At 72.0% G+C, this 23,544-nt stretch carries 21 protein-coding genes; 9 read left to right on the forward strand and 12 right to left on the reverse strand.

Annotated elements, in window-relative coordinates:
* Window positions 1-55: 55 nt before the first annotated feature.
* Window positions 56-991, reverse strand: coding sequence for a DUF6397 family protein (locus BKI49_RS03465; RefSeq protein ID WP_095932687.1), 936 nt, complete (start codon window positions 989-991; stop codon window positions 56-58).
* A 127-nt stretch (window positions 992-1,118) separates the two neighbouring features.
* Window positions 1,119-1,532 (reverse strand): roadblock/LC7 domain-containing protein, encoded by a 414-nt coding sequence (locus BKI49_RS03470; protein ID WP_095932688.1) that lies wholly within the window; start codon window positions 1,530-1,532, stop codon window positions 1,119-1,121.
* A gap of 96 nt (window positions 1,533-1,628) precedes the next feature.
* Here BKI49_RS03470 and BKI49_RS03475 point away from each other — a divergent pair, with 96 nt between their 5' ends.
* Entirely contained in the window at window positions 1,629-2,057 is a 429-nt protein-coding gene (locus BKI49_RS03475; RefSeq protein WP_095932746.1) for a PPOX class F420-dependent oxidoreductase, read from the forward strand.
* A gap of 54 nt (window positions 2,058-2,111) precedes the next feature.
* Here the strand turns inward: BKI49_RS03475 and BKI49_RS03480 are convergent, their stop codons facing one another.
* The 5 genes from BKI49_RS03480 to BKI49_RS03500 all read right to left on the reverse strand — a co-directional run bounded on the left by BKI49_RS03480 (window position 2,112) and on the right by BKI49_RS03500 (window position 7,171).
* On the reverse strand, window positions 2,112-2,720 hold the full coding sequence (locus BKI49_RS03480; protein ID WP_028800295.1) for a GTP-binding protein: 609 nt from the start codon (window positions 2,718-2,720) through the stop codon (window positions 2,112-2,114).
* Between the two features lie 228 nt (window positions 2,721-2,948).
* Window positions 2,949-3,344 (reverse strand): DUF742 domain-containing protein, encoded by a 396-nt coding sequence (locus BKI49_RS03485; RefSeq protein WP_095932689.1) that lies wholly within the window; start codon window positions 3,342-3,344, stop codon window positions 2,949-2,951.
* A gap of 19 nt (window positions 3,345-3,363) precedes the next feature.
* A complete protein-coding gene (locus tag BKI49_RS03490) occupies window positions 3,364-3,798 on the reverse strand; it encodes a roadblock/LC7 domain-containing protein (protein WP_095932690.1) in 435 nt (144 codons plus the stop codon).
* Window positions 3,795-6,332 carry a sensor histidine kinase gene (locus BKI49_RS03495; RefSeq protein WP_095932691.1) on the reverse strand — a complete coding sequence of 846 codons (2,538 nt, stop codon included), beginning with the start codon at window positions 6,330-6,332 and terminating at the stop codon, window positions 3,795-3,797. The genes BKI49_RS03490 and BKI49_RS03495 overlap by 4 nt, the downstream gene beginning before the upstream one ends.
* 65 nt (window positions 6,333-6,397) lie before the next feature.
* Window positions 6,398-7,171, reverse strand: coding sequence for an MHYT domain-containing protein (locus tag BKI49_RS03500; RefSeq protein ID WP_095932692.1), 774 nt, complete (start codon window positions 7,169-7,171; stop codon window positions 6,398-6,400).
* Window positions 7,172-7,323: 152 nt separating this feature from the next.
* Between BKI49_RS03500 and BKI49_RS03505 the strand changes: the two genes are divergently transcribed.
* Window positions 7,324-7,923, forward strand: a complete 600-nt coding sequence (locus BKI49_RS03505) for a class I SAM-dependent methyltransferase (protein WP_095932693.1) — start codon at window positions 7,324-7,326, stop codon at window positions 7,921-7,923.
* A 66-nt stretch (window positions 7,924-7,989) separates the two neighbouring features.
* Here the strand turns inward: BKI49_RS03505 and BKI49_RS03510 are convergent, their stop codons facing one another.
* Window positions 7,990-8,748 carry an alpha/beta fold hydrolase gene (locus BKI49_RS03510; RefSeq protein ID WP_095932694.1) on the reverse strand — a complete coding sequence of 253 codons (759 nt, stop codon included), beginning with the start codon at window positions 8,746-8,748 and terminating at the stop codon, window positions 7,990-7,992.
* 120 nt (window positions 8,749-8,868) lie between these two features.
* Here BKI49_RS03510 and BKI49_RS03515 point away from each other — a divergent pair, with 120 nt between their 5' ends.
* The 3 genes from BKI49_RS03515 (at window position 8,869) to BKI49_RS03525 (ending at window position 10,891) form a co-directional block, all read left to right on the forward strand.
* A complete protein-coding gene (locus BKI49_RS03515; RefSeq protein WP_095932695.1) occupies window positions 8,869-9,402 on the forward strand; it encodes a PadR family transcriptional regulator in 534 nt (177 codons plus the stop codon).
* 121 nt (window positions 9,403-9,523) lie between these two features.
* Entirely contained in the window at window positions 9,524-9,829 is a 306-nt protein-coding gene (locus BKI49_RS03520; protein WP_095932747.1) for a hypothetical protein, read from the forward strand.
* A gap of 135 nt (window positions 9,830-9,964) precedes the next feature.
* Window positions 9,965-10,891 carry a hypothetical protein gene (locus tag BKI49_RS03525; RefSeq protein ID WP_095932696.1) on the forward strand — a complete coding sequence of 309 codons (927 nt, stop codon included), beginning with the start codon at window positions 9,965-9,967 and terminating at the stop codon, window positions 10,889-10,891.
* A gap of 143 nt (window positions 10,892-11,034) precedes the next feature.
* Here the strand turns inward: BKI49_RS03525 and BKI49_RS03530 are convergent, their stop codons facing one another.
* Together BKI49_RS03530 and BKI49_RS03535 are read right to left on the reverse strand one after the other, a co-directional pair.
* The gene (locus BKI49_RS03530) at window positions 11,035-14,421 is read right to left on the reverse strand and encodes a hypothetical protein (protein WP_095932697.1); all 3,387 of its coding nucleotides are present in this window, start codon (window positions 14,419-14,421) and stop codon (window positions 11,035-11,037) included.
* A 345-nt stretch (window positions 14,422-14,766) separates the two neighbouring features.
* Window positions 14,767-15,279, reverse strand: a complete 513-nt coding sequence (locus BKI49_RS03535) for a CAP domain-containing protein (RefSeq protein WP_095932698.1) — start codon at window positions 15,277-15,279, stop codon at window positions 14,767-14,769.
* A gap of 537 nt (window positions 15,280-15,816) precedes the next feature.
* Here BKI49_RS03535 and BKI49_RS03540 point away from each other — a divergent pair.
* Together BKI49_RS03540 and BKI49_RS03545 are read left to right on the forward strand one after the other, a co-directional pair.
* The gene (locus tag BKI49_RS03540) at window positions 15,817-16,137 is read left to right on the forward strand and encodes a GYD domain-containing protein (RefSeq protein ID WP_095932699.1); all 321 of its coding nucleotides are present in this window, start codon (window positions 15,817-15,819) and stop codon (window positions 16,135-16,137) included.
* A gap of 148 nt (window positions 16,138-16,285) precedes the next feature.
* Window positions 16,286-17,665, forward strand: coding sequence for a tannase/feruloyl esterase family alpha/beta hydrolase (locus BKI49_RS03545; RefSeq protein ID WP_095932700.1), 1,380 nt, complete (start codon window positions 16,286-16,288; stop codon window positions 17,663-17,665).
* A 4-nt stretch (window positions 17,666-17,669) separates the two neighbouring features.
* Here the strand turns inward: BKI49_RS03545 and BKI49_RS03550 are convergent, their stop codons facing one another.
* Complete coding sequence (locus tag BKI49_RS03550; protein ID WP_028800308.1) at window positions 17,670-17,852, reverse strand: hypothetical protein; 183 nt, start codon at window positions 17,850-17,852, stop codon at window positions 17,670-17,672.
* A gap of 105 nt (window positions 17,853-17,957) precedes the next feature.
* The gene (locus BKI49_RS03555) at window positions 17,958-19,010 is read right to left on the reverse strand and encodes an acyl-CoA desaturase (RefSeq protein WP_095932701.1); all 1,053 of its coding nucleotides are present in this window, start codon (window positions 19,008-19,010) and stop codon (window positions 17,958-17,960) included.
* 358 nt (window positions 19,011-19,368) lie between these two features.
* Here BKI49_RS03555 and BKI49_RS03560 point away from each other — a divergent pair, with 358 nt between their 5' ends.
* Both BKI49_RS03560 and BKI49_RS03565 read left to right on the forward strand, forming a co-directional pair.
* On the forward strand, window positions 19,369-22,245 hold the full coding sequence (locus BKI49_RS03560; protein ID WP_373557515.1) for a DEAD/DEAH box helicase: 2,877 nt from the start codon (window positions 19,369-19,371) through the stop codon (window positions 22,243-22,245).
* Window positions 22,242-23,522 carry an SWF or SNF family helicase gene (locus BKI49_RS03565; RefSeq protein WP_095932703.1) on the forward strand — a complete coding sequence of 427 codons (1,281 nt, stop codon included), beginning with the start codon at window positions 22,242-22,244 and terminating at the stop codon, window positions 23,520-23,522. Before BKI49_RS03560 ends, BKI49_RS03565 begins: the two co-directional genes overlap by 4 nt.
* Window positions 23,523-23,544 lie beyond the last annotated feature (22 nt).

The following is a 23,544-nucleotide window of genomic DNA, read 5'->3' on the forward strand; positions in this document are numbered from 1 at the left end:
CTGTGCCCGACCGTCCGTGAAGGGCGCCTCCGGCATCGGGGAGAGAGGCGCCCCGTCAGGGGTTTCTGCGACGCAGCCACCCGAGCAGTCCGCGTGACCGCTCGGGCCCCTCGCCGCCTGCCCGGTCTTCCGTCCCCTTGAGTTCGCTCCCGGTGTGGCCTTCCGTGCCTTCGCTTCCGGGCTGGTCCTCCGTCCTCTCGGCCGCGTCGACCGGTAGCGGGTGCGGCGCGGGGTGCAGTGCCCTGGCCTCGACGATCGCCTGGCACAGGTCGGCCTTGAGCCAGCCGATCTCGTCGAGCGCGTCGGCCTTCGTGATGCGGGCGGCGACGAGCGCGGCGGGAGAGTCCGGTGCGCCCTGGGGGGGGTGCTCGGGCCGGAGCCTGTTCAGGTGGGCCCGCTCGTACGGATCAGCGACGACCTCCGCCACATGCGTGGAGTCGAGCAGTGACGCCACGACCGCGGCCCGCGCCCACGGATCCTCGGTTGCCCGCAGCAGGAAGCCCATGTGACGACCTCGCCAGTTGCGGGGCCGCAGGTCGACTCCTTCGTCGAGCTGGTCACGGAGCCTCTCGGGCGTACGGCCGCTGAGCAGCGGCGCGTTCTGCTCGTCGGTCGCGAACTGCCGCAGTTCCTCGGCGAGATACAGCCAGACCACGGCCCGATAGCGGTTCAGGTAGTACCTGACCGGGACGATCAGGCCCAGGCGGGCCAGGCGGGTGAACCGGGCGGTGGTCACGCCCATGAGAGCGGCACCTTCCGTCGTACCGACGGCTTTGACCCGCTCGCGCAGTGCTTCGGGAAAGCCGTCCGCGGTGCGCAGGCGGTCGATCTCGCCGCGAGTGACACGGCGTCCCCCGCCGCCCTCGTCCGGGACGGAGCGGATGCAGCCGAGGTGCAGGGCGAGGTCGAACTCGCCACGCCTGAGCTCCAGCTCTCGTGCGGCACGGCTGAACGACGAGGTGGTGGACTGCGCGATGGTGCGGCCGGACATGACGGTCTCCCCCGTGGAGTCGGTTGCTCGCGCCGATGTGCGCTCGCTTCGGGAAAAACCGTATCCGGCTCGGCGGACATCGCGGGGAGCCTGTGGATAACCTCGACCGCAACGACATTTGCACAGGTCAGAGATCTACGATGGGCGATCCTTCACGTTGCCGCGCGTCCACTCCGAGGTGCTCGCCGACGCGGTTCACGAGCAGCGTCATCTCGTAGGCGACCTGGCCGATGTCGGCCTCGGCGGCACTGAGGACGCACAGACAGCTGCCGTCCCCGGCGGCGGTGACGAAGAGCACCGCGTCGTCGAACTCCACCATCGTCTGGCGCACGTGTCCGGCGCCGAAGTGACGGCCTGAGCCCTTGGCCAGACTGTGCAGGCCCGAGGAGACGGCCGCGAGATGCTCGGCGTCCTCGCGCCTCAGCCCTGTGCTCGCCCCCGTCACCAGTCCGTCGTTGGACAGCACCAGGGCGTGCCGTACGTGTTCGACGCGCTGCGTGAGGTCGTCCAGCAGCCAGCCGAGTCCCGTGTTCTGCGCCATGATCCGGTCTTCCCCCTGAAGTCCTTCCCCCTGGCCGGAGGATCTGACCAGCCAGCCTTCCCCACACCCGTCGTCCGAGCAAGGAGGATGGACGGCATGGCAGAGAAGATGACCGACGAGCAATGGCGCGCGTTCGTTTCACAGGGCACGCGCACCGGAAAACTCTCCACCGTCCGGGCCGACGGAGGCCCGCACGTCGCGCCGATCTGGTTCGTGCTGGACGGCGACGAGCTGGTCTTCAACACCGGGAAGGAGACCGTCAAGGGAAGGAACCTCGCTCGGGACGGCCGGGTCGCCCTGTGCGTGGACGACGACCGGCCGCCTTTCGACTTCGTCGTACTGGAGGGACGGGCAACGCTCTCGGAGGAGTCCGGCGAACTGCTCCACTGGGCGACCAGGATCGCCGCCCGCTACATGGGCGAGGAGCGCGCCGAGGAGTTCGGCAAACGCAACGCTGTTCCGGGTGAACTCCTCGTCCGGGTGAGGATCGAGAAGGTCGTGGCCTACGCCTCGATGACCGCCTGAGCCCCTCGGTCCGTGCGCGAACGGCCGCCCTTTGCCGAGCGGCCGTTCGCCGTGTCAGCCGACCGAGTCGAGCAGCCGGGCGGTGTGCACCCTCCCGGCGTACTCGACGAGACGAATCAGCACCTCCTTCCCGGAGTCGCGGTCGCGGGCGTCGCAGAGCACCACTGGCGTGCCGCGGTCGAGGTCGAGGGCGCGGGAGACGTCCTGCGCGCCGTAGGTGCGGGCACCCGCGAAGCAGTTGACGGCCACGACGAACGGGATGTGCCGGTGCTCGAAGTAGTCCACGGCGGGGAAGCAGTCTTCGAGCCGCCGGGTGTCGGCGAGGACGACGGCGCCGAGCGCACCCTGTGACAGTTCGTCCCACAGGAACCAGAACCGGTCCTGCCCCGGAGTTCCGAAGAGGTAGAGCGAGAGACCGGACCTGATGGTGATCCGCCCGAAGTCCATGGCGACGGTGGTGGTGACCTTCTGGTCGACGCCGTCCGTGTCGTCCACCGACTGGCCTGCCTCACTCAGCAGTTCCTCGGTCCGCAGCGGCCTGATCTCACTGACCGCGCCCACCAGGGTCGTCTTGCCGACGCCGAATCCGCCGGCGACCAGAATTTTCAGGGCCAGAGCGGCGGCCGTCTCGCCACTCGGGGCGTCGGGATTCTCGGAGACCATCGATCACTTCTCTCGGGAGTGCCGACAAGGGTCGACGTCGGTACGGCGGTGCGCGGTGCTCGTGGGGACTGGTGCAACGGGGCGCGGAATCAGCGAATTCAGCATCATGACAACTGCGTTCCTGCTTCGAGGGACGGGACCGCAAGCTGATCGTTGTGACCGGCTCACGTCCGTTGGGTGTCGGATCTGAAGCGCAAAGAGCGCGTAGGGAATGCCGATGCTGTTCATCTAGAGCGCCCTCAGACCGTCGATCACCTCGCGGAGAATGCGCTCGTCGGGTAGTTGGGCGGGCGGCACCGGGCGGCTGACCGTGACACAGCCGAGTTCCAGGAGGTCGCCGAGGAGCACCCGGACCACTCCGACCGGGAGGTCGGCGTCCGCGGCGAGTTCGGCGACCGACTGCGTCTCGACGCGGCACAGTTCGATCAGCGCCCGGTGTTCCGGACCGAGTGAGGTGTCGTCGTCCGCGCCGGGTGCGCCGGTGTCGAGGGTGACCAGGGCTATCAGGTCGAACCGCACTCCGGTGGGGCCCGGCTTCGTGCGGCCGCCCGTCATGGCGTAGGGACGGACGAGCGGTCCGGCCTCGTTGTCGAACCACTGGCTGCCCGGCATGTCCTCGGTCATGTGCGCCGCCCGCCCTCGGTCACCTGGCCGCGGGCGGCTGCGCGCCGACGCGAGGCGGCGTGTAGAGGTGCTCGCCCACGCGCTTGACCAGCAGCGCCATCTCGTAGGCGACCAGGCCGATGTCGGCCGTGACGGCGGTCAGCACGGCGAGGCAGGAACCGTCTCCCGCGGCGGCGACGAACAGGAATCCGTCGTCCATCTCCACCATCGTCTGGCGCACGCCGCCGGCACCGAAGTGGCGTCCCGCACCCTTGGCCAGGCTGTGGAACCCCGAGGCGACCGCCGCGAGATGTTCGGCGTCCTCGCGGCGCAGACCGTTCGACGCGCCGACCGCGAGACCGTCGTTCGACAACACCACGGCGTGCCGTACGGCGGCCACGCGCAGCACCAAGTCGTCCAGCAGCCAGTCGAGTTCACCGGACCGCTGGCCCCTCGTGCTCGAGTCCTGGATCATGCGGGGTCTCCTTCCCTGCTGTCGCTGCCCGCTGCCGGGCCGGAGGTGGCTCCGCGGCCGGGCGCTCTGCCGCCGCCGCGCACCCAGCCGTCGCGGTAGGCCGCCATGCGGTCACGTACGAGTTCGGGTGTGCGCTCACCGTCGCGGTGGGAGTCAACTGCTCTTTCCGTGGACTCCTCGGAACGCTGAGCGCGCAGTTGGGGGGCCAGGTTCGCCTGCCGCACCCGCTTGGGGAGGTCGTCGGAGCTGTCGGAGTCGTCCGGCGGACGGTGCAGCCGGAGGGTGCCGACCGGGGGTGTCGTGTTGTCCGGCGGGCCGGGCTCAGGGGCTTCCGGGCCGGTCCGCACCGGGGGCACCAGCGCGGGCCTCTCGGTGATGGCCGGCACGGATTCCTGTTCCGGGACCGCGGACACCCGTGCGTACTCCCGTACTTCGGGCTTCTCGGTGTCCGTCCGGCGGGTGGAACGTTCCGCCGGACCGCTTTGGAGCAGGGCCGTGGGCAGCAGGACGACCGCCGTGGTGCCGCCGTAGGGCGAGGTCCGCAGGTGCACTTTGATGTCGTGCCGGGCCGCGAGCCTGCTCACCACGAAGAGGCCGAGCCGGTCGCTGTCGAACAGGTCGAGGGCCTCGGACTGCTCGATGCGCCGGTTGGCATCGGCGAGCCGCTCCGTGCCCATGCCCAGCCCCCGGTCCTCGACCTCGATCACATAGCCGTTGCCGACCGGCTCGCCGGTGATCCGCACCCTGGTGTGCGGCGGCGAGAACTGTGCGGCGTTCTCGACGATCTCCGCCAGGAGGTGCGTGACGTCGGCCACCGCGGAGCCGACGACGGACGCCTCGGGGAGTTGCCGTACCTCCACGCGCGCGTAGTCCTCGACCTCGGAGACGGCCGCGCGGACCACGTTGGTCAGGGAGACCGGCATGCGCCAGGCGCGGCCCGGTGCGGCGCCGGACAGGATGATCAAGCTCTCCGCGTGGCGTCGCATGCGTGTGGTGAGGTGGTCGAGGCGGAACAGGTCGCTCAGTTCGTTCGGGTCCTCGGACCTGCGTTCCATGCTGTCCAGCAGGTTGAGTTGGCGGTGCACGAGCACCTGGCTGCGGCGGGCGAGGTTGACGAAGACGCCGGAGATTCCGCTGGCGAGTTCCGCGCGTTCGACGGCGGCGCGCAGGGCGGCGCGGTGCACGGTGCCGAGGGCCTCCGCGACCTGTCCGGTCTCGTCCTCGGCGGGCGGTCCGGGCGGAGCCTCGGCCCGCACGTCGATCTCCTCCCCCGCTCGCAGTCTGCTCATCGCGTGCGGGAGCTTGCGCCGGGCGATCTCCAGGGCGGTGTTGCGCAGGCTCACCAATTCGACGACGAGGGCTCGTCCGATGCGTACGGAGATGACGAGCGACGCCACGACGGCGGCGAGCCCGAAGAGGACGGCGGCACCGGCGGGAGTGAGCACACCGCGGGTGACGGGGTCGGCGCGGTCCGCGACGTCCCGGCCCGCGTTCGCCTCGATGGTGCGCATGCCGTGCTGTACGCGCGCGTGAGCCGCGTCCCAGTCGGCCTCCGGTGCGGCGCCGAGCGCCTTGGCGCCCGGCGGGGAGACGAGCACCTTGTCCTCGACGGCGCGCACGTCGGTGTACGCGCTCCCCTCCACGAGGTCCTGCCAGGCGGCTCGTTCGGTTCCGCGCAGGTCCCCCACCGCGGAGTCCGTCAGGGTCCGGCGGGTGGCCACGGCGCCGGTGAACAGCCGTAGCCGCTCTCCGTCGAGGCGCCCGGCGAGCCGGGCGCCGGCCAGCACCGCGTCCTCCTGGGCGAGCGCTTCACCGGCGCGGGAGAATTCGAGCAGCACGCGCGCGTCGGAGCCGAGGTCGTCGTCCGCAATGCCGGTGAGCGCGCCGCCCACGCCGAAGGCTGTCGAGATCGCCCGGGTGTACCGCCGGTAGGCCTCGTTCCAGTCGGCGCGTCGCTCCAGTACGGCGGTGCGCAGGGACGTGAGCCCGTCGGCGGCGGTGACGAACGCGTCCAGGCGTCCGGCCACGCCCGCGGGAAGGTCCGCGCCGTCCGCGACGGTGTTGTGGTCGCCCATCCGGAGCTTCGCCACCGCTCGGTCGGTGCGCCGTGCCGACTCCTTGAGATCGCCGGGCCGTTCGACGGCAGGGTCGGTCGCGTAGCGCACGGCGGCGGTGCGCTCGGCCTGGAGGGCCGCGACGGCGTCGGCGACCGGGCTCCGGACCGTGGAGTCCACACGCTGCAACTGCCGCAGCCGGGCGACATCCTGGGCGGTGCTCACCGTGGCGTAGGCCCACAGGGCGAGCAGCGACATGACCGGCACCATGAGGAGGCAGACGATCTTGGCTCGTACGGTGCGCGGGCGGATGTGCCACCGCTCCGCGCGCGTGGTCGCCGCCTGCGCTGGTGCGGCGAGGGTGTCGTCGGCGTCCGCACGCTCGTCGGCCGGCGGTCCGGCGTGCGCGCGGCGGCCGCGTGCGGGTGGCTGGGGCGGCGGCTCGGCGCCGGACGTCGGGGTCCTACGGGGTGTACGCATGGCCTCCTCGCTCGGAGAGGTTCGGGGCGCGCCGTCCCGGCCGCCGTGGCTCCGGGCCCGCGCCGTCAGCGGGCTACGCTCTCGACCGGCCGCTGGGCCGACTCGGACGCTTCACGCTCTTCGGACGTCGGGGACAGGGCGACGAAGGCCGACGTCAGGAAGAGGTAGGACCCGAGGCCGACGGCGAGGGGGAAGATGAACTGCATCGCCGTGGCCCCGGGGAGTGTCCCGGCGGAGGGGCTGACCCCCACGCTCACCGCCATCATGCCGGTGTAGTGCATGCTGCTCACCGCCCCGCCCATGACGAGGGACGCGAGGGCGACCGCCACCGGTGACTTGATGTTGAGCGCCGCCCACAGAGCCGCGGTCGCCGCGACGACGGCGATCGCGACGGAGAGGGCGACGAGCGTCGGGTCGTAGTGCACTTGGCCGTGCAACCTCAGCGCGGCCATGCCCAGGTAATGCATGCTCGCGACGCCGAGCCCGGTGGTGAGGCCGCCCAGGACGAGCGCGCGGCCCCGGTCACGGCCATAGCCGACGGCGAAGACGCCGGCACCGACGACGACCATGGCGACGACCAGGCTGAGCACGGTCAGCGGCACGTCGTAGCGCATTTCGGTGCCGCTGACGCTGAAGCCGAGCATCGCGACGAAGTGCATGGTCCAGATGCCGGTGCCGATCGCGGAGGCGGCGGTGAGCAGCCAGTTGCGGCGGGATCGTCCGGTCGCGGCGAGCGCGCGGACGGTGCAGCGCAGCCCGAGGGCGGCGCCTATGCAGGCCATCACGTACGACAGTACGGGGGTCAGCCAGCCGAAGGCGGCGTGGTCCAGGTGTCCCATGGCCCAGGGACGCTAGTCCCGGCAGCGGCGCACAACGGGGGCGCATTTCGAAACCTGTTGGAATATGACGAAGAGGTGTACTTGGACGATCGCGTGACGCCCGAACGTGTGCGCCACGACGTCCATCGTGTCGGTGAGGGATCATGCGAAACATGAGCGACGACCACACACATGTCCAGGAGTTCTTCGCGGCTCGCGCGGCCGGCTGGGACGCGCGCTTTCCCGACGACGAGCCGGCCTACGCGGCCGCGGTCGCCGCCATGGGCTTGCGTGAGGGCGACCGCGTACTCGACGCGGGCTGCGGCACCGGGAGGGCCCTGCCGCCCCTGCGCGCGGCCGTGGGGGCCTCGGGGACGGTCATCGGGGCCGATCTGACCCCGGCCATGCTGGAGGCCGCCGTGCGGGCAGGACGCGACCGCGACGGGCAGTTGCTGCTGACCGACGTCGCGGCGCTGCCCCTGCGCACGGAGACGCTGGACGCGGTGTTCGGAGCGGGTCTCGTCTCGCATCTGCCCGAGCCGGCCGAGAATCTGCGGGAGTTGGCCCGGGTGGTGCGGCCGGGCGGGACGCTGGCGCTGTTCCACCCGGTAGGCCGGGCCGCGCTCGCGGCCCGACAGGGCAGGCAGATCACCCCGGACGACCTGCGCGCGGAGGCCAATCTGCGTCCCTTGCTGGCGGACGCCGGGTGGGAGATGACGTCGTACCTCGACGAGGACACCCGCTTCCTGGCACTGGCCGTGCGACGCGGCTGACGCGCCCCTGGCGGACATACTCCGCGGCACGAACGTCTGCGCCGCCGGCACGGCGCGACCGACGCCTCAGACAGTGCCCGCGACCGCAGCCACGAAGGCGTCGGGATTGTCGAACATGATGTTGTGCCCGGCGCCCGGCACGGTCACGACGCGCACTCCGGCGTCCTCCAGGGTTTCCCTGCCAAGCAGTTCACCGCTGGACTCGCCCTGGAGGTAGACGCGCTCCACTGTCAGAGCTTCGAGCAGGCGGCGCATCGTGGGGTTCGTGCCGTGCTTCAGACCGGTCGCAGTGCGGTGCAGGGCGCGGGGGTCCGCGAGTCGCATGGTGGCCGCCCACAGGGGGCCGACCCTCTCCAGCACGCGCGCGTGGCCGCCGTTCTCGACGAAGTCGACCTCCTCGTAGGAGGCGATGCCGCTGCTGCCCGTGGTGCCCGGGGGATACGGATCGAGGTTGGCCTCCACCAGGACCAGCCGTGAGGCGAGATCGGGCCGCCGGTGGGCGAGCACGATGGCGACCGCACCGCCCATGCTGTGGGCGACGAGTTCCGCCCCGGAGACCCCGGCGGCGTCCAGAGCGGCCGCCAGCGCGTCCGCGTGGTCCTCCAGGGTGTACCCGAAGTCCGCCGGCCGGTCGCTGATGCCGTGGCCGGGCAGGTCGACGAACAGGGTGCGGCGGCCCGCCAGTTCGGGGCGGGCGGCGACGTGCGCGTGGTAGACGGTCGAGGTCGCTCCCAGACCGTGTACGTACACCCGGGCCGGGCCCGCGCCCGCAGCCTCCGTCCAGCGGACACAGCTTCCCTTGTCGTCGAACTCGGCCTGCTTCATCCCTGTCTCCCCTGCCCTCATGGTTCCTCGTGCCCTCAAGAGAATACATCGAAGTCGAGGTATTGCGGATACATAGTATTCGGAGGTCGATGTACAGCGGGACTGCGGCACAATGAGGCCATGCTGGAGCTGGCCATCCTCGGTTTTCTGTACGACGCCCCGCTGCACGGGTATGAGCTGCGCAAGCGGATCACCGCGCTGACCGGGCATGTGAAGCCCGTGGCCGAGAGCACGCTGTATCCGGCCATCAAGCGGCTGGAGAAGGCGGAGCTGCTGGAGCGGGCGACCCGACCCGGATCGGTCGCCGCTCCGCGCCATGAACTGACGCTCACCGAGGAGGGCCGTCGCGAACTGCGGCGACGACTCGCGGAACCGTCGCGGAGCGACATCACCGACGAGAACCGCTGGTTCACCGTGCTCGCCTTCCTCCGGCACCTGGAGGACCCCGGGGCGCAGGCCACCGTCCTGCGCCGTCGGCTCGCCTTCCTGGAGGAGCCGGCGAGCTTCTTCTACGACGGCGACCGGCCGCTGCGCGCCGAGGAGTTCGACGACCCCTTCCGGCGCGGCATCCTCACGATCGCCCGCGCCACGAGTGAGGCCGAGCTGGCGTGGCTGCGGGAGACCGTCGCCTCACTCGACACCGGCAGCAGGTGATCGGCGCAACGTCACGGCCGTTCCCCCTTCTGCCGCCGGGACTTCAACTCTACGTTGAACAGCAGCAGATGAGCAGTCGACGATGGCAACCGCACTGGGGGAAGGTGGCCCGATGTCCGGCATGTTCGGCAGACTCCGCAAGACCTGGGGCAAGAAGGCGGCCGAGCGGAACGAGGAGCCCAGGCCCTCGGCGCCCGCCGCCGAGAAGCGCGCGCACAATCTCTTCGAAGCGGCCGCGGCGTACGTGTCGGCGTGCGCGGAGGACGACCAGGACCGGATCGACGAGGCGGCGGGATGGGTGTCTCCGGAGGCACTGTCGTTCGGGGTCAACGAATTGGCGTGCCGTGCCGTGATCGCCTTGGCTCGGGAGCGCGACGAATCGCCGCGGACGGTCGCCCGTACGCTCCTCGGGCTGCCCGTGGTGTGACCCGCGGTTACCCGGACGGCCGTTTCGCCCCTGTCCAGCCGGAAAACTGCAGCTCCGCGTGTGTCGGGGACCCGTGACAAGCGGGTTCCGGTCGCATTAGGGTGCGCCGACGGACGTAGCGATCGGGAGGCTGGGATGGCCGGGACGGACGACGAAGCCGTCGCCACCGGGGACGACGACGCACTGTATGTGCTGACGGCGGTGTTGCTGACACCGGCGAAGTTCCCCAGCGTGCTGGGCGACGACTACCCGGAGGCCTGCGCCGCGCTCGACCTCGCGCCGCTCGCCGACGGATACGGTCTGGTGCTCGGCCAGGACAGTGAGGGCGCCAGGTGGACGGTCGTCGTCGACGACGTGTCGCTGGTCGCCGTCGCCATCGCCGCCTGGGACTGCGGCATGGAGCAGGAACTCTCCCCCGACGAACGCACGGTCGTCGCCGCCCTGCCGGGCTGGCCACTCGACGTGGCGGTGGCGGCCCCCGGCGTGCCCGCTCCGCACGACCCGTCGCCCGAGCTCACGGACCTGCCTCCCCTCGCTCCGCCTGACACGGCGACGTGGGGGCCGGCGCAGCGGCGTCTCGGTGCCGACGAGATCGCCCTCCAGTGGGCGACCTGGCGCGAGCAGATCGACGACGGCGACTTCGTGCAACCGGGAGACGAGGAGTCGAAGGGCGAAGGCGCACCTTCGGAGACCTCCGACGCCGAGACGTCGGAGAGCGAGCCCTCCGACGGCGCGGCCTCCGAGAGTGAGGCCGGGACCGCCTCGAAGGAGGACGGCGCCGGTTCCGGAGAGCCGCGCAGCGGTGTCCGGCGGGTCCTCGCCGAGGCCCGCGCCTACGTGGACACACCGCCGCCGCTCGGCCGGGTCCGCTCGTCCTTCGCCACGGGCGACGCCCGCACCCTGCGAGCCGACGGCCCCGGCTGGTCGCTGGTCGCCAGGACCGACGACATCGCGTTCGTCCTCCTCGACGAGGAGCCGGGCGAGGTCCTGCCCGTCGGTCGCGGTCCGGAGCTGCCCGGCCTCCTGGAGGCGCTCGACAAGATGGCCGTACGCCCCAGCTGAGCGGCCACGCCCCGGGCGACCTGGCGGAGTTACCGTGCGCCGGGCGACTCATAGGAGTCGCCCGGAGCACGGCCGAGTTGCCGCGCGCCGGGCCACTTCGTGATGCGCGGCCTCGGCCGGCGGCGCCGCCCGGCGGCGTGTCCTCAGCGGTACTCGTCCGTGTCCACGAGGAGAGCGCTCACGGCCGTCTCACGGTCCTCGTGGGCGCGCAGGGCGTCGAGCTCGGCTCGCCAGGGCTCACTCCAACGAGATCCCCGGCCTCCCATGCCGACCAGCGCGAGCGCGAGCGGTCCGCATGAGGGCGTCCGGCGGGCTCGGACGGTCCGCACCGCCGCGAGCAGCGCCGCGTTCACACGGGGACAGCCGACGTCCATGGACAGGTGCTCCATGGACCGCACGCGCTCGGGCCGTTCCTCGTACAGTCGCAGCAGGCGTTCCCACCGGTGTTCCTCGTAGTCGCCCTGTCGCACGCAGGCCATGGCCGCGTGCCAGCTGACGCGAACAGCATCCGCGAGGAGCCCCACGGCTTCGAGGGTGTCCGCGAGCGTGTCGGCGACGGCGAAGATCTGTGCCGCGCCGCGACCCGGCTGAAGGACGCCGGAGCACTCGTGCAGTCGTCTGAGGGCATCGGCACGGACTCCAGGATCCAGGGACCCGGCGCGTTCCCTCAGGACGTCGAACGCGTCGCACAGCAGGCCTTCGAGCGTCGGCCCCGGGGTGAGCGACGCCAACTGCCGGCCGGCTGTTTCCCACACCCTGCGGGGCCTTTCCGGGGCGGTGAAGGCGTCGACGAGCACCTTCATGGCGTCGCGGGCACCTGGTGGCAGCCACACGGGCAGCGCACGGCACGCGGCGACGACGGTCTCTTCGTCACCCGTCTCGACGAGTCTCGCCAGAAAGGCCGCGTACGCCTCACGGCCGGCGACGCCCACGCGCGCGTGCACGACGGCATCCCGCACGGCGGCCTCTCCCGCCGCCTCGACGAGGCGCCGTGCCACGTCGGGCCGGTCGACCCTGGTGAGGAGACCACGGGCCAGCACGGCGCGGACGTCGGGATGCTGCCCCGGCACGTCCCATGCCGCCACCAGCGCTTCGAAGGCGTCCTCCCCCGGGAGAGCGCCCAGCACCCGGGCGGCCTCCTTGCGGGTCCCCACCGGGGCAGCGGTCGCGGCCGCCACCGGTGCGAGCAGGGGCACGGTCTCGCGGTCGGGAAGTCGTCCCAGGAGCCGCCGGAGCGAGGCCATCGCGGCCCGTCCTCGGACGCCGCCGGCCGCCGCGTGCCGCAGAAAGGTGTCGCGGAGGTCCTCGCTCGACTCGGTGCCGGGTCCCTCCGCCAGCGCCGCGAGGGCTGCGGCCGCCACCGGTTGCGGGGCGCTCTCGGCCAGCGCCGTGAGCCGTCCGTGGTCGCGGAGCAGGGCTGCCGCGTCGGCCCTTGAGCGCAGCGGTGCGGCTTCGTCCGCAGCCACGCGCGCGTGGTGCTCTCCCCACTGTTGCCGCTGGCGGGGGAGCCATCGCCCGACGACACCGGCGGGCAGACCGGGCGCCCAGGCCGTGGCACGGGGGCGCGCCCGGCCGGAGAACCGTCCGAGAGCGGCGGTGAGGACGGGATCGAGCAGATCGGTACGGCGCGCCGCGATCGTGCCCAGGACGACGGGAACGGTCGCGAACGTCGCGTCCGCCGCGATCAGTTCGCCGCACCGCTGTTCCCTCGTGCGTGGTGGTCGCACCCAGGCGGCAGCGGCGCGGGCCGCGAGTGCCGGATCGTCCGTCTCGAGCGCGGTCCGGTGCACCTGCGCTTCGAGGTCGGGCAGTGCGGCGAGGTGGTGCCCGAGGAGTTCCGCCAGCGCGGTGCTCAGTTCGGCACGGTGTGCAGCGGTCGGAGACATGGCGGACCACAGGGTCCGGGCGACCTCTTCGTCGATGTGGAGGGGCGTCACAGGTCCCGTGTACCGGTCCGCTGAGACGACCTGGCCGAGCAGTTCGACCGCGTACGCGGCCCGTTCGTGACGGCCGGTGGCGGCGGCGCGCTCGGCGACGCGGCGCGCCAACCGTGCGGCGGCGGCCAGTGAGGCGCTCGTGGAGTCACGGGACTGCACGGTGGTGAGGACGGCGTCACGCAGGACTTGTCGGGGCAGAGCGGTGAGCAGGTGGGGCGCTGCTCCGGCGAGTTGCTGGAGGGCCGCGCGGCGCACCTCGTCCTGGTCGTGCCAGGCCCGTTCGCAGTCACGCGCGATCCGTGCGAACCGGTCGGCGTCGCCTTCGAGTTCGGCGCAGGCCAGCAGGGCCGGCCAGGCCAGGGCACGATGGTGGACCAGGTGGTCGGCGGCGAGTTCACGCAGCAGCGGTTCGCCCTGGGCGAGGGGCAGGGCGGCGGCCAGGCGAGCTGCCGACCAGGAGGATCTCCGCTGCCGCCGCAGCCACGGGGTGATCAGGTCCACGCGGTCTCCGGGGGCGAGGGCCGCCAGCGTGGTGAGTGCCGCGCCGCGCAACCGGCCGCGCGCCACGGTGCGGCTCTTGACGATGCGCAACCGCTCGGCGGGTGGCAGGAGTTGCAGCAGTCCATCGGCCGCCACCTCGCGGCGGCCCGGCGCTCGTTCACGACTGCCGCTGGCTGGAAGGTGTTCGGCCAGCGTGATGAGGTCGTCGACGGCCAGGTCCTTCAGGGCCCTGCGTTGGGACAGCGGCAACGGCCCGGCCGGAATCGGGTACTCCCGGGGCTGTCCGTCGGTCCGTGGCCGGGCCGCGCGCAGCACCGCGAGCGCGTCGGCGGGGCGGAGGAGGGCCGCGACGACGGCCGGCGGGGTGAGGAGGTCGGGTGCCCGTTCCAGGAGGGTCAGGGCCGCGGACGGATCTCGTCCGGCGGCGACGGAGGCGACCGCCCGGTGCCGGAGAACAAGGGTCGTGGCCTCGTGGGGCGTTCCGTCTTCCCAGCGTCCGGCGAGGTGTTCCGCCACGGCTGCGGGTGCCGTGCGGGCCAGTGAATTGAGAGCCCCGATCGGTGCGTCGAGCCGCGGCAGCCACGCGAGTACGGTTGCGGGCGGGCAGGCGGACAGCAGGAGGGCCGCCTCCGGGTCGCCGTGGCGCTTGTGCACCTGGGGCAGCAGTCGCGCGGCGAGCGAACGTCGGCGGCTGAGCCTGAGGAGCCGGTAGGTGTCGTGGCGGATCGCCCTGGTGTCGCTCAGGGCGAGACGTTCCAGAGCGTGTTCGGGAACGGGCAGCCGGAGCGCGGCCGAGCGTGCACGGCGTCCCAGCAGCGGATCCATGAGGGCTTCGGTCACCCGGTCGAGGTCGCGACGTGCGACGGCGAGGAAGAGACCGGTGTGCCGTTCGCCGGGGTCTCCGGCGTCGAGGACCTGCTGGAGCGATGCGTACGCGTGCGGAGTCAGCGTGCGGGCGTAGCGCGCGAGGGCGCTCATGCGTGCCGGGAAGGGCAGGGGGTCGAAGTGTGCTCTCAGCCAGGCGGGCGTCAGCGGCGCCGGCGGCATGTGGGACGGGGACTGCGGCGCCTGCGACGCCTCGTGTTCGGCCATCAGCGCTCACCGTGGAGCCGCTGGGCCTCCTTTCCATGCTTCATGCCGGTCATCGTCGGGGACAAGTGATCAAGTGCGCAACGGGTTTTCGTGGATCTGTGCTCCGGTCACCGAGGTGACGGGCGTCGCTGCCCACGTGGGCCGGCCCGGGCCACTGTCGACTCCCGGTCGGGACAGTGGCGTTCAGCGCCGGTGGGACGACGGCCACGCCTACCTGACGACGACGGCCACGCCTACTTGGCGATGCCCCGGTTTCCCGGGGCATCGCGGTTGCCGGGCTCCGCCCACCCGGTCGGAGCCCGGCCCTGCCCGTCGCACGGATCACTGTCCGTCAGGGAAGCGGTGTCACGCGGGTGATGCGAAGACCTGCACCGCGTACTTGCCGCTGACGGCGACGCCGGTGTCGACGTAGCTGCAGTTCACAATGTTGCGGTGGTGGCCAGAACTCTTGATCCAGCCGTCGACGACGGTCTTGGCGTCGGTGGAGCTGCCCCAAGCCATGTTCTCACCGACACCGATGGACTCTTTCGCGTTGTAGCCCGCGTCCTTGACCCGCTGCGCGTCGGTGGAGCCGTCGGAACCGGTGTGGTTCGTCAGGTTGTTCTTCGACGCATCGTCCGCGAAGACCTGGGCGGCCTTGGTGAGCTGGGCGTTTTCCTTGAGGGCGGGGCAGTTGGCCTTCGCGCGTTCGGCGTTGACCAGATCGAGGATCTCGCTGGGCGTGGCCTGGACGACATTCGGTGTGGTCGCCGGCACGGTGACCGTGGCTGCTCCGGCGCCGGCTGCTCCGGCGAGCACCAGAAGGGGTGCCGCGCAGGTGGCGGCGCAGAGACGGCGTATTCGTGTGCTGGTGCGCATGGGTATGGCCTTCGATCGGAAGGGTGATTCCCCCGGGGGCCCGGATGCGGTGCGGGACCGCGGTCCTACATGCCCACACTGTGCGGCCGGCCGCGTGCGGCGCCGGCCGGTTCGGCCCGGCCGAGGGAGCGCGGGGTGGACGCGAGCACGGTATGCGACCGTCCGGAGAATCCTGGCCACCGTCGGCCCCACCAGGTGCCCTGCGCCTGCGCTCGTACAACTTCACGTTACGCCCGGTGCGACCTGGCCACGAATCCAGCCGGAAGGCCGGCTCGGGCGCGAGGGGGCGTTGACGGCCCTGTCGAAGGAACGCCGTCCGGAGCGGGCGCTTCGCCGCTTCACACGTCTCGGCCCACGTGCGGGTACACCCGTCGCCCCTGCCCACAGGAGCCTTGGTAGCGCCTCTTGGTGACATTTCATCAGTGGCAACAGGTTGCGCTTCCAACGGGTGAATCCGGCCGCTCCGCACGTGGCGCTCCTGTCCCAGCGGGAAGCCCACTCTGCGTACCGGACCGTCAACGGACAGGGAGCGCCCCCATGCCGAAGTTCCTCATTCAGGCCACCTACACGCCCGAGGGCACCAAGGGGCTGCTCGACGAGGGCGCGAGTGGCCGCCGCGCCGCCGTGGACCAGGTGGTGACCGGTCTCGGCGGGACGGTCGAGGCCATGTATTTCGCCTTCGGGCAGGACGACATCGTGATCATCGTCGACTTCCCCGACCCGGTCTCCATGGCCGCCGCGAGCCTCACCGTCAAGGCCAGCGGCGCCCTCCACACCCGGGCCACTCCCCTCCTCACACTCGACGAGATCGACGAGGCCGCCCGTCGGCAGGTGCCCTTCCGCGCCCCCGGCCGGTAGCCCAACAGGCGTTCAGACCGGCCTGTTTCACCATAAGCGGCGTCCGTTCCATGTGGTCCGACCCCATGGTCGAGCCGGGGGCTGTTCCGCACCATGAGGCAGCGCTTCGCTCCCCTTCAGCTCTCGCGCCCTGTCTCGGAGGCCGGTCATGCGTGTGTCTCGTGGTGTCCCCCTGTTCGCCGCCGCTCTGATGGTGTTGACCGTGCCGGGTTCCGCCTCGGCCGACGGCGGCGCGGGGCACTGTGCGCGGCAGGAGAGGGCCACGGTGCCCGGTGCGGCCCATCAGCAGAGTGCGTGCCTGGCCGATCTGACCACCTCGGGGCTCGCCGGGACCCCGTACACGGACATGGCCGATCAGGCGGGACTGACGGCCAAGGGCACGCGCAATCCGTCCGGGGTGCCCGGCGTGCAGATCGACGGGTACTTCCCCGACAGTTCGCACTTCAACTCCACGCACGGCTGGCAGCACGACGCGCAGTTCGTGATCCGGCTGCCCGACCACTGGAACGGCGGTCTCGTGGTCACCGGCGCGCCCGGCACGCGCAAGCAGTACGCGACCGACACGGCCATATCCGACCAGGTGCTCGCCCGGGGATACGCGTACGCCGCCACCGACAAGGGCAACAACGGAGCCGACTTCTACCGTGACGGGAAGCGGCCCGGTGACGCCGTCGCCGAATGGAACGCGCGGACGACACAGCTCACCCGCGCCGCCCGGAAGGTCGTCGCCCAGCGCTACGGCCACGCGCCTCGACGCACATACATGACGGGCATCTCCAATGGCGGTTACCTCACCCGGTGGCAGCTCGAGAACCACCCGGAGCTGTACGACGGCGGCGTCGACTGGGAGGGCGCGCTGTGGACCGCGCACGGGCCGAACCTGCTCACCTCGCTGCCGGCCGCCGTGGCGCGGACGCTCGGCTCGGCGGACGACGGGGCCCTGTACGACGCGGGATTCGCGCACGGCTCCGAGTTCCTGTGGCCGTACCACGAGAAGGCCTACTGGGGCGTGACACAGAAGATCTACCGGGCAGAGTTCGACCCTTCGTACGACGTCGACTGCCCGGGCGTCTCGGCCGGGTCCTCCGCCGAACAGATCCTGGCGCCGTGCGCCTCCGACGCCGCGTACGACTACGCCGCACGGCCGGCGTCCGTCCACCGCGCCGTGGCCCGGGTCGCCCTGTCCGGGCGGATCGGCAAGCCCATGATCACGCTGCACGGCGACCTGGACGCACTGCTGCCCGAGGCGGCCGACTCCGACGTGTACGCGCGGATGATCGACGAGCAGGGCCGGGGAAGGCTGCACCGCTACTACGTGATCGAAGGCGGCACGCATGTCGACGGGCTGTACGACACCTACCCGGACCGGCTGCGGCCGATCCTGCCCTGCTACCGGTCCGCGTTCGACGCGCTGACCGCCTGGGTGGAGCGGGGCGTCCGGCCGCCCGCGGACCGTACCGTCGGCAGGCCCGCGGGCGGGGACGTGGTCGGCTCCTGCGCGCTGGAGGGCGACGCACGGCGCCGGTGACGCCTCAGCGGCCGAGCTCCTTGCGCGTGACGCGGCGCAGCCTGCGCCGCTGCGAGGGGTCCAGCGCAAGGTACGCGGCGGCCGGGACGCCCAGCACGATCAGGAAGGCGACCCACCAGGGCACCCAGATCAGCAGGATCAGGCCGACCGCCACGCCTCCTGCGGCGATCTTCGCGTTCTTCGACATGTGTGTCGCCTCCTCCGCGGCTGCTGCCGCTCTCTGATCTGAGAACGGGTCTCCGCGTCCGACGGTTCCGGACCGCGACCCTGATACGTCCCTGAGGCGCGCCCCTTACTCGACCCTGAGGGGCTCACCCACCTCGTGCATGTGACACAGGGCCTGCCGGTAGGAGTCGACGAGCCCGGTCTCCGCGTAAGGGATACCCAACTCTGCGCAGTGCGCGCGCACCAGGGGCTGGGCGAGACGGAGACGGGGGCGCGGCATGCTGGGGAACAGATGGTGCTCGATCTGGTAGTTCAGGCCGCCGAGGAACCAGTCCGTCAGGGCGCCGCCCCTGACATTGCGCGAGGTCAGTACCTGGCGGCGCAGATGCCCCCAGCGTTCACCGTCGGGGTCGGGCATCTCCATGCCCTTGTGGTTGGGCGCGAAGGACATGCCCAGGTGAAGGCCGAACAGTGCCTGGTGGACGGCGGCGAAGGCGAGTGCTTTGCCCGGGGACATGGAGGTCAGCAGCAGGGTGGCGTAGGCGACGACATGGGCGGCCAGAAGCAGGGCCTCCACCGCCCGCTCGCCCGGCGGCTGGCGACGCAGGTCGCGGAACCCGTGCACCTTCAGGGCGACGCCTTCGAGCAGGGTGAGCGGGAAGAAGAGCCAGGCCTGGTTGCGGGTGAGCCATCGCCTGAACCCGGCCCGGCCCTTCGCCTGACCGCTCGTGAAGACCAGCACGTCGGCGGCGACGTCCGGGTCCTTGTCGATGTGGTTGGGGTTGGCGTGGTGGCGGTTGTGCTTGCGGTTCCACCAGGAGTAGCTCATGCCCAGGAGCAGGTTGCCGTGGACGAGTCCGATGAGACGGCTGACCGCTTTGTCGTCCGTGATCTGCGAGTGGCCCGCGTCGTGGCCTATGAACGCCGTTCGGGCGGAGAGGACGGCCAGCACGGGGGCGAGGAGCAGGACTGCCCAGGAGCCGCCGGTCAGGACGATGCCGGTCACGGCACCGGCCAGGGCCAGCGCGTTCACGCAGATCTCGCGCGCGTACCAGCCACGGCGCCGCTTGAGGAGCCCTCGGCCCTTCACGGTGCGCAGGAGCGGAGCGAACTCGCTTCCTGGAGGCCCACCGTCCGCGACCGTGGAGTGTTCGGCGAGGGCTGTGGCGGTCTGGGGCATGGCGGTCTCCGGAGTCTTGTGAAGCGGGCTGACCTGAAGCGGGCTGGCACTGAAGCGGGCTGGCCTGAAGAAACGTACGAATCGGTGACCTTCGGCGGCCATGGCGCCACCACCCGAGTGCGTGCGGGGGTCCTCCCCGCCGCCTCAGGGGGGCTGGCAACACCCCCGAGCCCGGTGGTCCACGTCATGACCGCACCGTCCGCGTCGCCCGCCACTCGCCACCAGCCACCGTCGCGCGCTCCACGCCGCACACCGCACACCGCACACCGCACACCGCACACCGGACACCGGAGTGCTGTACCCTCGGCGACCCGACCCGGTAGTCAAATTTGAGGAATGTGTCATCGTCGAGCACAGGATTCCCGCGGCGACTCCCGCCGAGATCGCCGAACTGGCCCGCTGCTGTGCCGTGTTCGTGCCGGCCGATCCGCCCCGGACCAGCCGCGTCGCGTTCTGGTGCCCGGAGGGCGACTCCCCTCCCGCCGTGGCGTCCGGCTCCCCCGAGGACCTGACGGTCGTGCTGCCCGGCGAGGAGGGCGTCGAGCGTGTGGCCGTGCCCGCCGTGCTGCTGCCGGTGCGGGCCGCTCTGCCGGTGCTCACGCGCGCGCGGGCCGTCGCCGGGGCGCACCGGTCCGCCTCCTTCTGGAGCGCCGCGGCCGTGCTCGCCCTCCAGTTCGCCGCACGCGGACTGCTGCTGCCCGGCCTGACCCCGGGCGACCACGACGCGTGGCGCGCGGGTCCGCTGCGCGCCCAGGACATGGAGCGCGTCCGCGAGCTGGCCGCCGCGATGCCGCCCGAGGCGCACGCGATCCCCCTGGACGACGTCGAACCGTTGCGGCTGCCCGATCCGGAACGGCTGCTGCGCGCGTTCCTGGACGCGGTCGCCGATGGGCTGCCCCGCTCGCCGGCGGCGCCGCTCGCCGCGGGCGGACCGGCCTTCGCTGCGCCGGAGCCGCGGCGCGCGCACCAGCACCGTGCCTGGCTGGACGACGTCGCCGCCGTGCACGACTCGGACGTAGGTATCTCTCTGCGCGTCGAGGTGCCGGGGCTGGAGCCGGACGCACCCGGGGACGCGCGGCTGGTGTTCCGTGCCGTCCTGCAGTTGCACGGCGTGAGCGATCCCGCTCTCGTCGCGGACGCCGCCGACGTGTGGTCGGGGTCCACCGGGTTCGGCCCGCGCGCGCGGATGGACGCCCTGCTCGGGCTGCGTCGCGCCGCCCGCGTCTGGACACCGCTGGCTCCGCTGCTCTCGGCGGCCGTGCCGGACGCAGTGGAACTCGCCGAGGAGGAGATCACCGAGCTCCTCCGCGAAGGCGCCCGCAGCCTGGCGTCGGCGGGTGTCGACGTGCACTGGCCGAAGGAACTGTCGCGCAATCTGACGACCGGCGCGGTCATCGGCCCGCCGGACGACGTGGACGGTGCCGGCGACGCCGCCCGGAACGCGGGCGGCGGCCTCGGGAAGGCCGGGTCGGACGCTCCCTCGTTCCTGTCCGCGGACGCCATGCTCGCCTTCGACTGGTGGTTCGCGCTGGGCGATCAGCAGCTCACCCGCGCGGAACTGGACCAGCTGGCCGAGGCGAACCGGCCCGTCGTGCGACTGCGCGACCAGTGGGTCCTCGTGGACCCCCAGGAGGTGCGACGCGCCCGGGCCCGGCAGGACCGGAAGGTCACGCCCATCGACGCGCTGAGCGCGGCGCTGACGGGCTCCACGGAGATCGACGGGCGCAGGGTCGACGTACGCCCGACGGGATGGCTGGCGGCCCTGCGGGAGCGGCTGGCGGACCCCGAGGGCCAGGAGCCGGTCGGGCAGCCCGCCGCGCTGGACGCGACGCTGCGCGACTATCAGGCACGGGGGCTCAACTGGCTCGCCCGGATGACCTCCCTGGGCCTGGGCGGCTGTCTCGCCGACGACATGGGCCTGGGCAAGACCATCACGCTGATCGCCCTGCACCTTCACCGGCAGACGGCCGAGTCGACCGCGGGACCCTCACTGGTGGTCTGCCCGGCCTCCTTGATGGGCAACTGGCAGCGCGAGATCGAGAAGTTCGCCCCTGGCACCCCCGTGCGCCGCTTCCACGGTTCCAGGCGCTCCCTGGAGGGGCTGTCCGACGGGGAGTTCGTGCTCACGACGTACGGCACGATGCGGCTCGACGCACCGCGTATGGCCGAGGTGCCGTGGGGGATGGTGGTCGCGGACGAGGCCCAGCACGTGAAGAACCCCTACTCGGCCACGGCGCGGGCGCTGCGCACGATCGGCGCACGCGCGCGCGTGGCGCTCACCGGCACCCCGGTGGAGAACAACCTCTCGGAACTGTGGGCGATCCTCGACTGGACGACACCCGGCCTGCTCGGGCCGCTCGGCGCCTTCCGCACACGGTACGCGCAGGCGGTCGAGGGCGGTCTGGAGCCCGCGGCGGCCGAGCGGCTGGCCCGCCTCGTGGGGCCGTTCCTCCTGCGTCGCCGCAAGTCGGACCCGGGCATCGCGCCCGAGCTGCCGCCGAAGACCGAGACGGACCGCGCCGTGGCACTGACCAAGGAGCAGGCGGGCCTGTACGAGGCCGTGGTGCGCGAGACCCTCGCGGAGATCTCGGAGGCGGACGGCGTCGCACGGCGCGGTCTGGTCATGAAGCTGCTGACCGGGCTGAAGCAGATCTGCAACCATCCGGCGCAGTTCCTCAAGGAAGCGCAGCCCAGGATTCCCGGCAGGTCGGGGAAGCTGGAGTTGCTGGACGAGCTGCTCGACACGATCCTCTCCGAGGATGCGAGCGTCCTGGTCTTCACCCAGTACGTGCAGATGGCCCGCCTGATCGAGCGTCACCTGGCCACGCGCGGTGTGCCGACGCTGTTCCTGCACGGGGGAACACCCGTGACCGAGCGCGAAGCGATGGTGGAGCGCTTCCAGGAAGGTGAGGTCCCCGTCTTCCTGCTGTCGTTGAAGGCCGCCGGCACAGGGCTGAACCTCACGCGGGCCGAGCACGTCGTGCACTACGACCGCTGGTGGAACCCGGCCGTGGAAGCCCAGGCCACGGACCGCGCGTACCGCATCGGGCAGAGCCGCCCCGTCCAGGTGCACCGGCTCATCACCGAGGGGACCGTGGAGGACCGGATCGCCGACATGCTGCGCCACAAACAGCAACTGGCCGATGCCGTCCTGGGCTCCGGTGAGGCCGCGCTCACCGAACTGACGGACGCGGAACTGGCCGACCTGGTGGAACTGCGAGGGGGCGCACGATGAAGGACCGTGACGAGGAACGCACGTTCGCCGCGCTGCCGCCCGCGCCCGGGCGGGGCTTCGCGCAGACGTGGTGGGGCCTGGCATGGCTCAAGGCCCTGGAGGACGCGGCGTTGGACGCGGGGCAGGTGAAGACGGGCCGCAGGCTGGCACGCGCGGGTGCCGTGGGTGCCGTGTCGGTCCGCCCCGGGCGCATCACGGCCGTGGTCCAGGACCGCGACCGCACCGCCCATCGCGCGGACGTGCTGCTCCAGGAACTGTCCGACGAACAGTGGGACCGCTTCCTGGACATGGCCGCGGAGCGTGCCGGGCACGTCGCCGCGCTGCTCGACCGCGACATGCCGCCGCATCTCGTCGAGGACGCGGCGACGGCCGGCATCGAACTCCTGCCGGGGCTCGGCGATCTGGAGGCGGAGTGCGACTGCGACGCCTGGGACCATTGCGGGCACACGGCCGCCCTCTGCTACCAGATGGCGAGGCTGCTCGACCAGGACCCCTTCGTCCTGCTGCTGATGCGTGGGCGTTCCGAGCACGTCCTGCTGGACGAGCTCCAGGAGCGCGGCAGCGCGCGGCAGCGGGAGCCGTCGGATGCAGGCCACGCGCGCGTGGAGGGCGTGGACGCGGCCGAGGCGTACGCCGCCGGGGACATCCTGCCGTCACTGCCGTCTGTCGCCGACCTGCCGGGCGAGGCCGGGCCGCCGCCCGCCTTGGACGCCGAGACCGCCCCCGCGCCCGGACTCGACCCGGCCGCCCTCGAGTTCCTCGCGACCGCCGCGGCGGGAGAGGCGTACCGGCTCCTCCGCGAGGCGCTCGCGGACGGGCACGGGCAGCAGGCGGTCAGGCAGGGGTTGTCGCTCGCCCAGGACGCGGTGCGGCTGGCCGCTGTGGACCCGGACCAGGCTGTCCTCCAGCGGCTGGCCGAGGGTTCGGGGCGCGACGCCGAGGCTCTGCGACTCGCCGTACGTGCCTGGCGTCTCGGGGGTACGGCGGCGCTGTCGGTCCTTGAGGACACGTGGGCCGTGGAGGGCGAATCGCTGGCACGCGCGCGTGACGCCCTGGAGTCGGCCTGGGACGAGGACGAGCGACCGCGGCTGGTCCCGGCCGACAACCGCTGGACGGTCGTCGGCAGCGGCGGCAGTGGCATCCAGTTGCGCCTGGCCCGGGACGGCAGGTGGTGGCCGTACCGCGAGGAGCGGGGCCGATGGGCCCCCGCCGGGCCGGCGGTACGGGACCCGGCGACGGCCCTCGCCGCGGCCGGAGGAGACCCGATGAATGGTTGACGCGCGGCGTTCATCTCAAGGT

It is taken from the genome of Streptomyces sp. Tue6028 (assembly GCF_002300165.1).
In the GTDB taxonomy this organism is placed as follows: Bacteria; Actinomycetota; Actinomycetes; order Streptomycetales; family Streptomycetaceae; genus Streptomyces; species Streptomyces siamensis.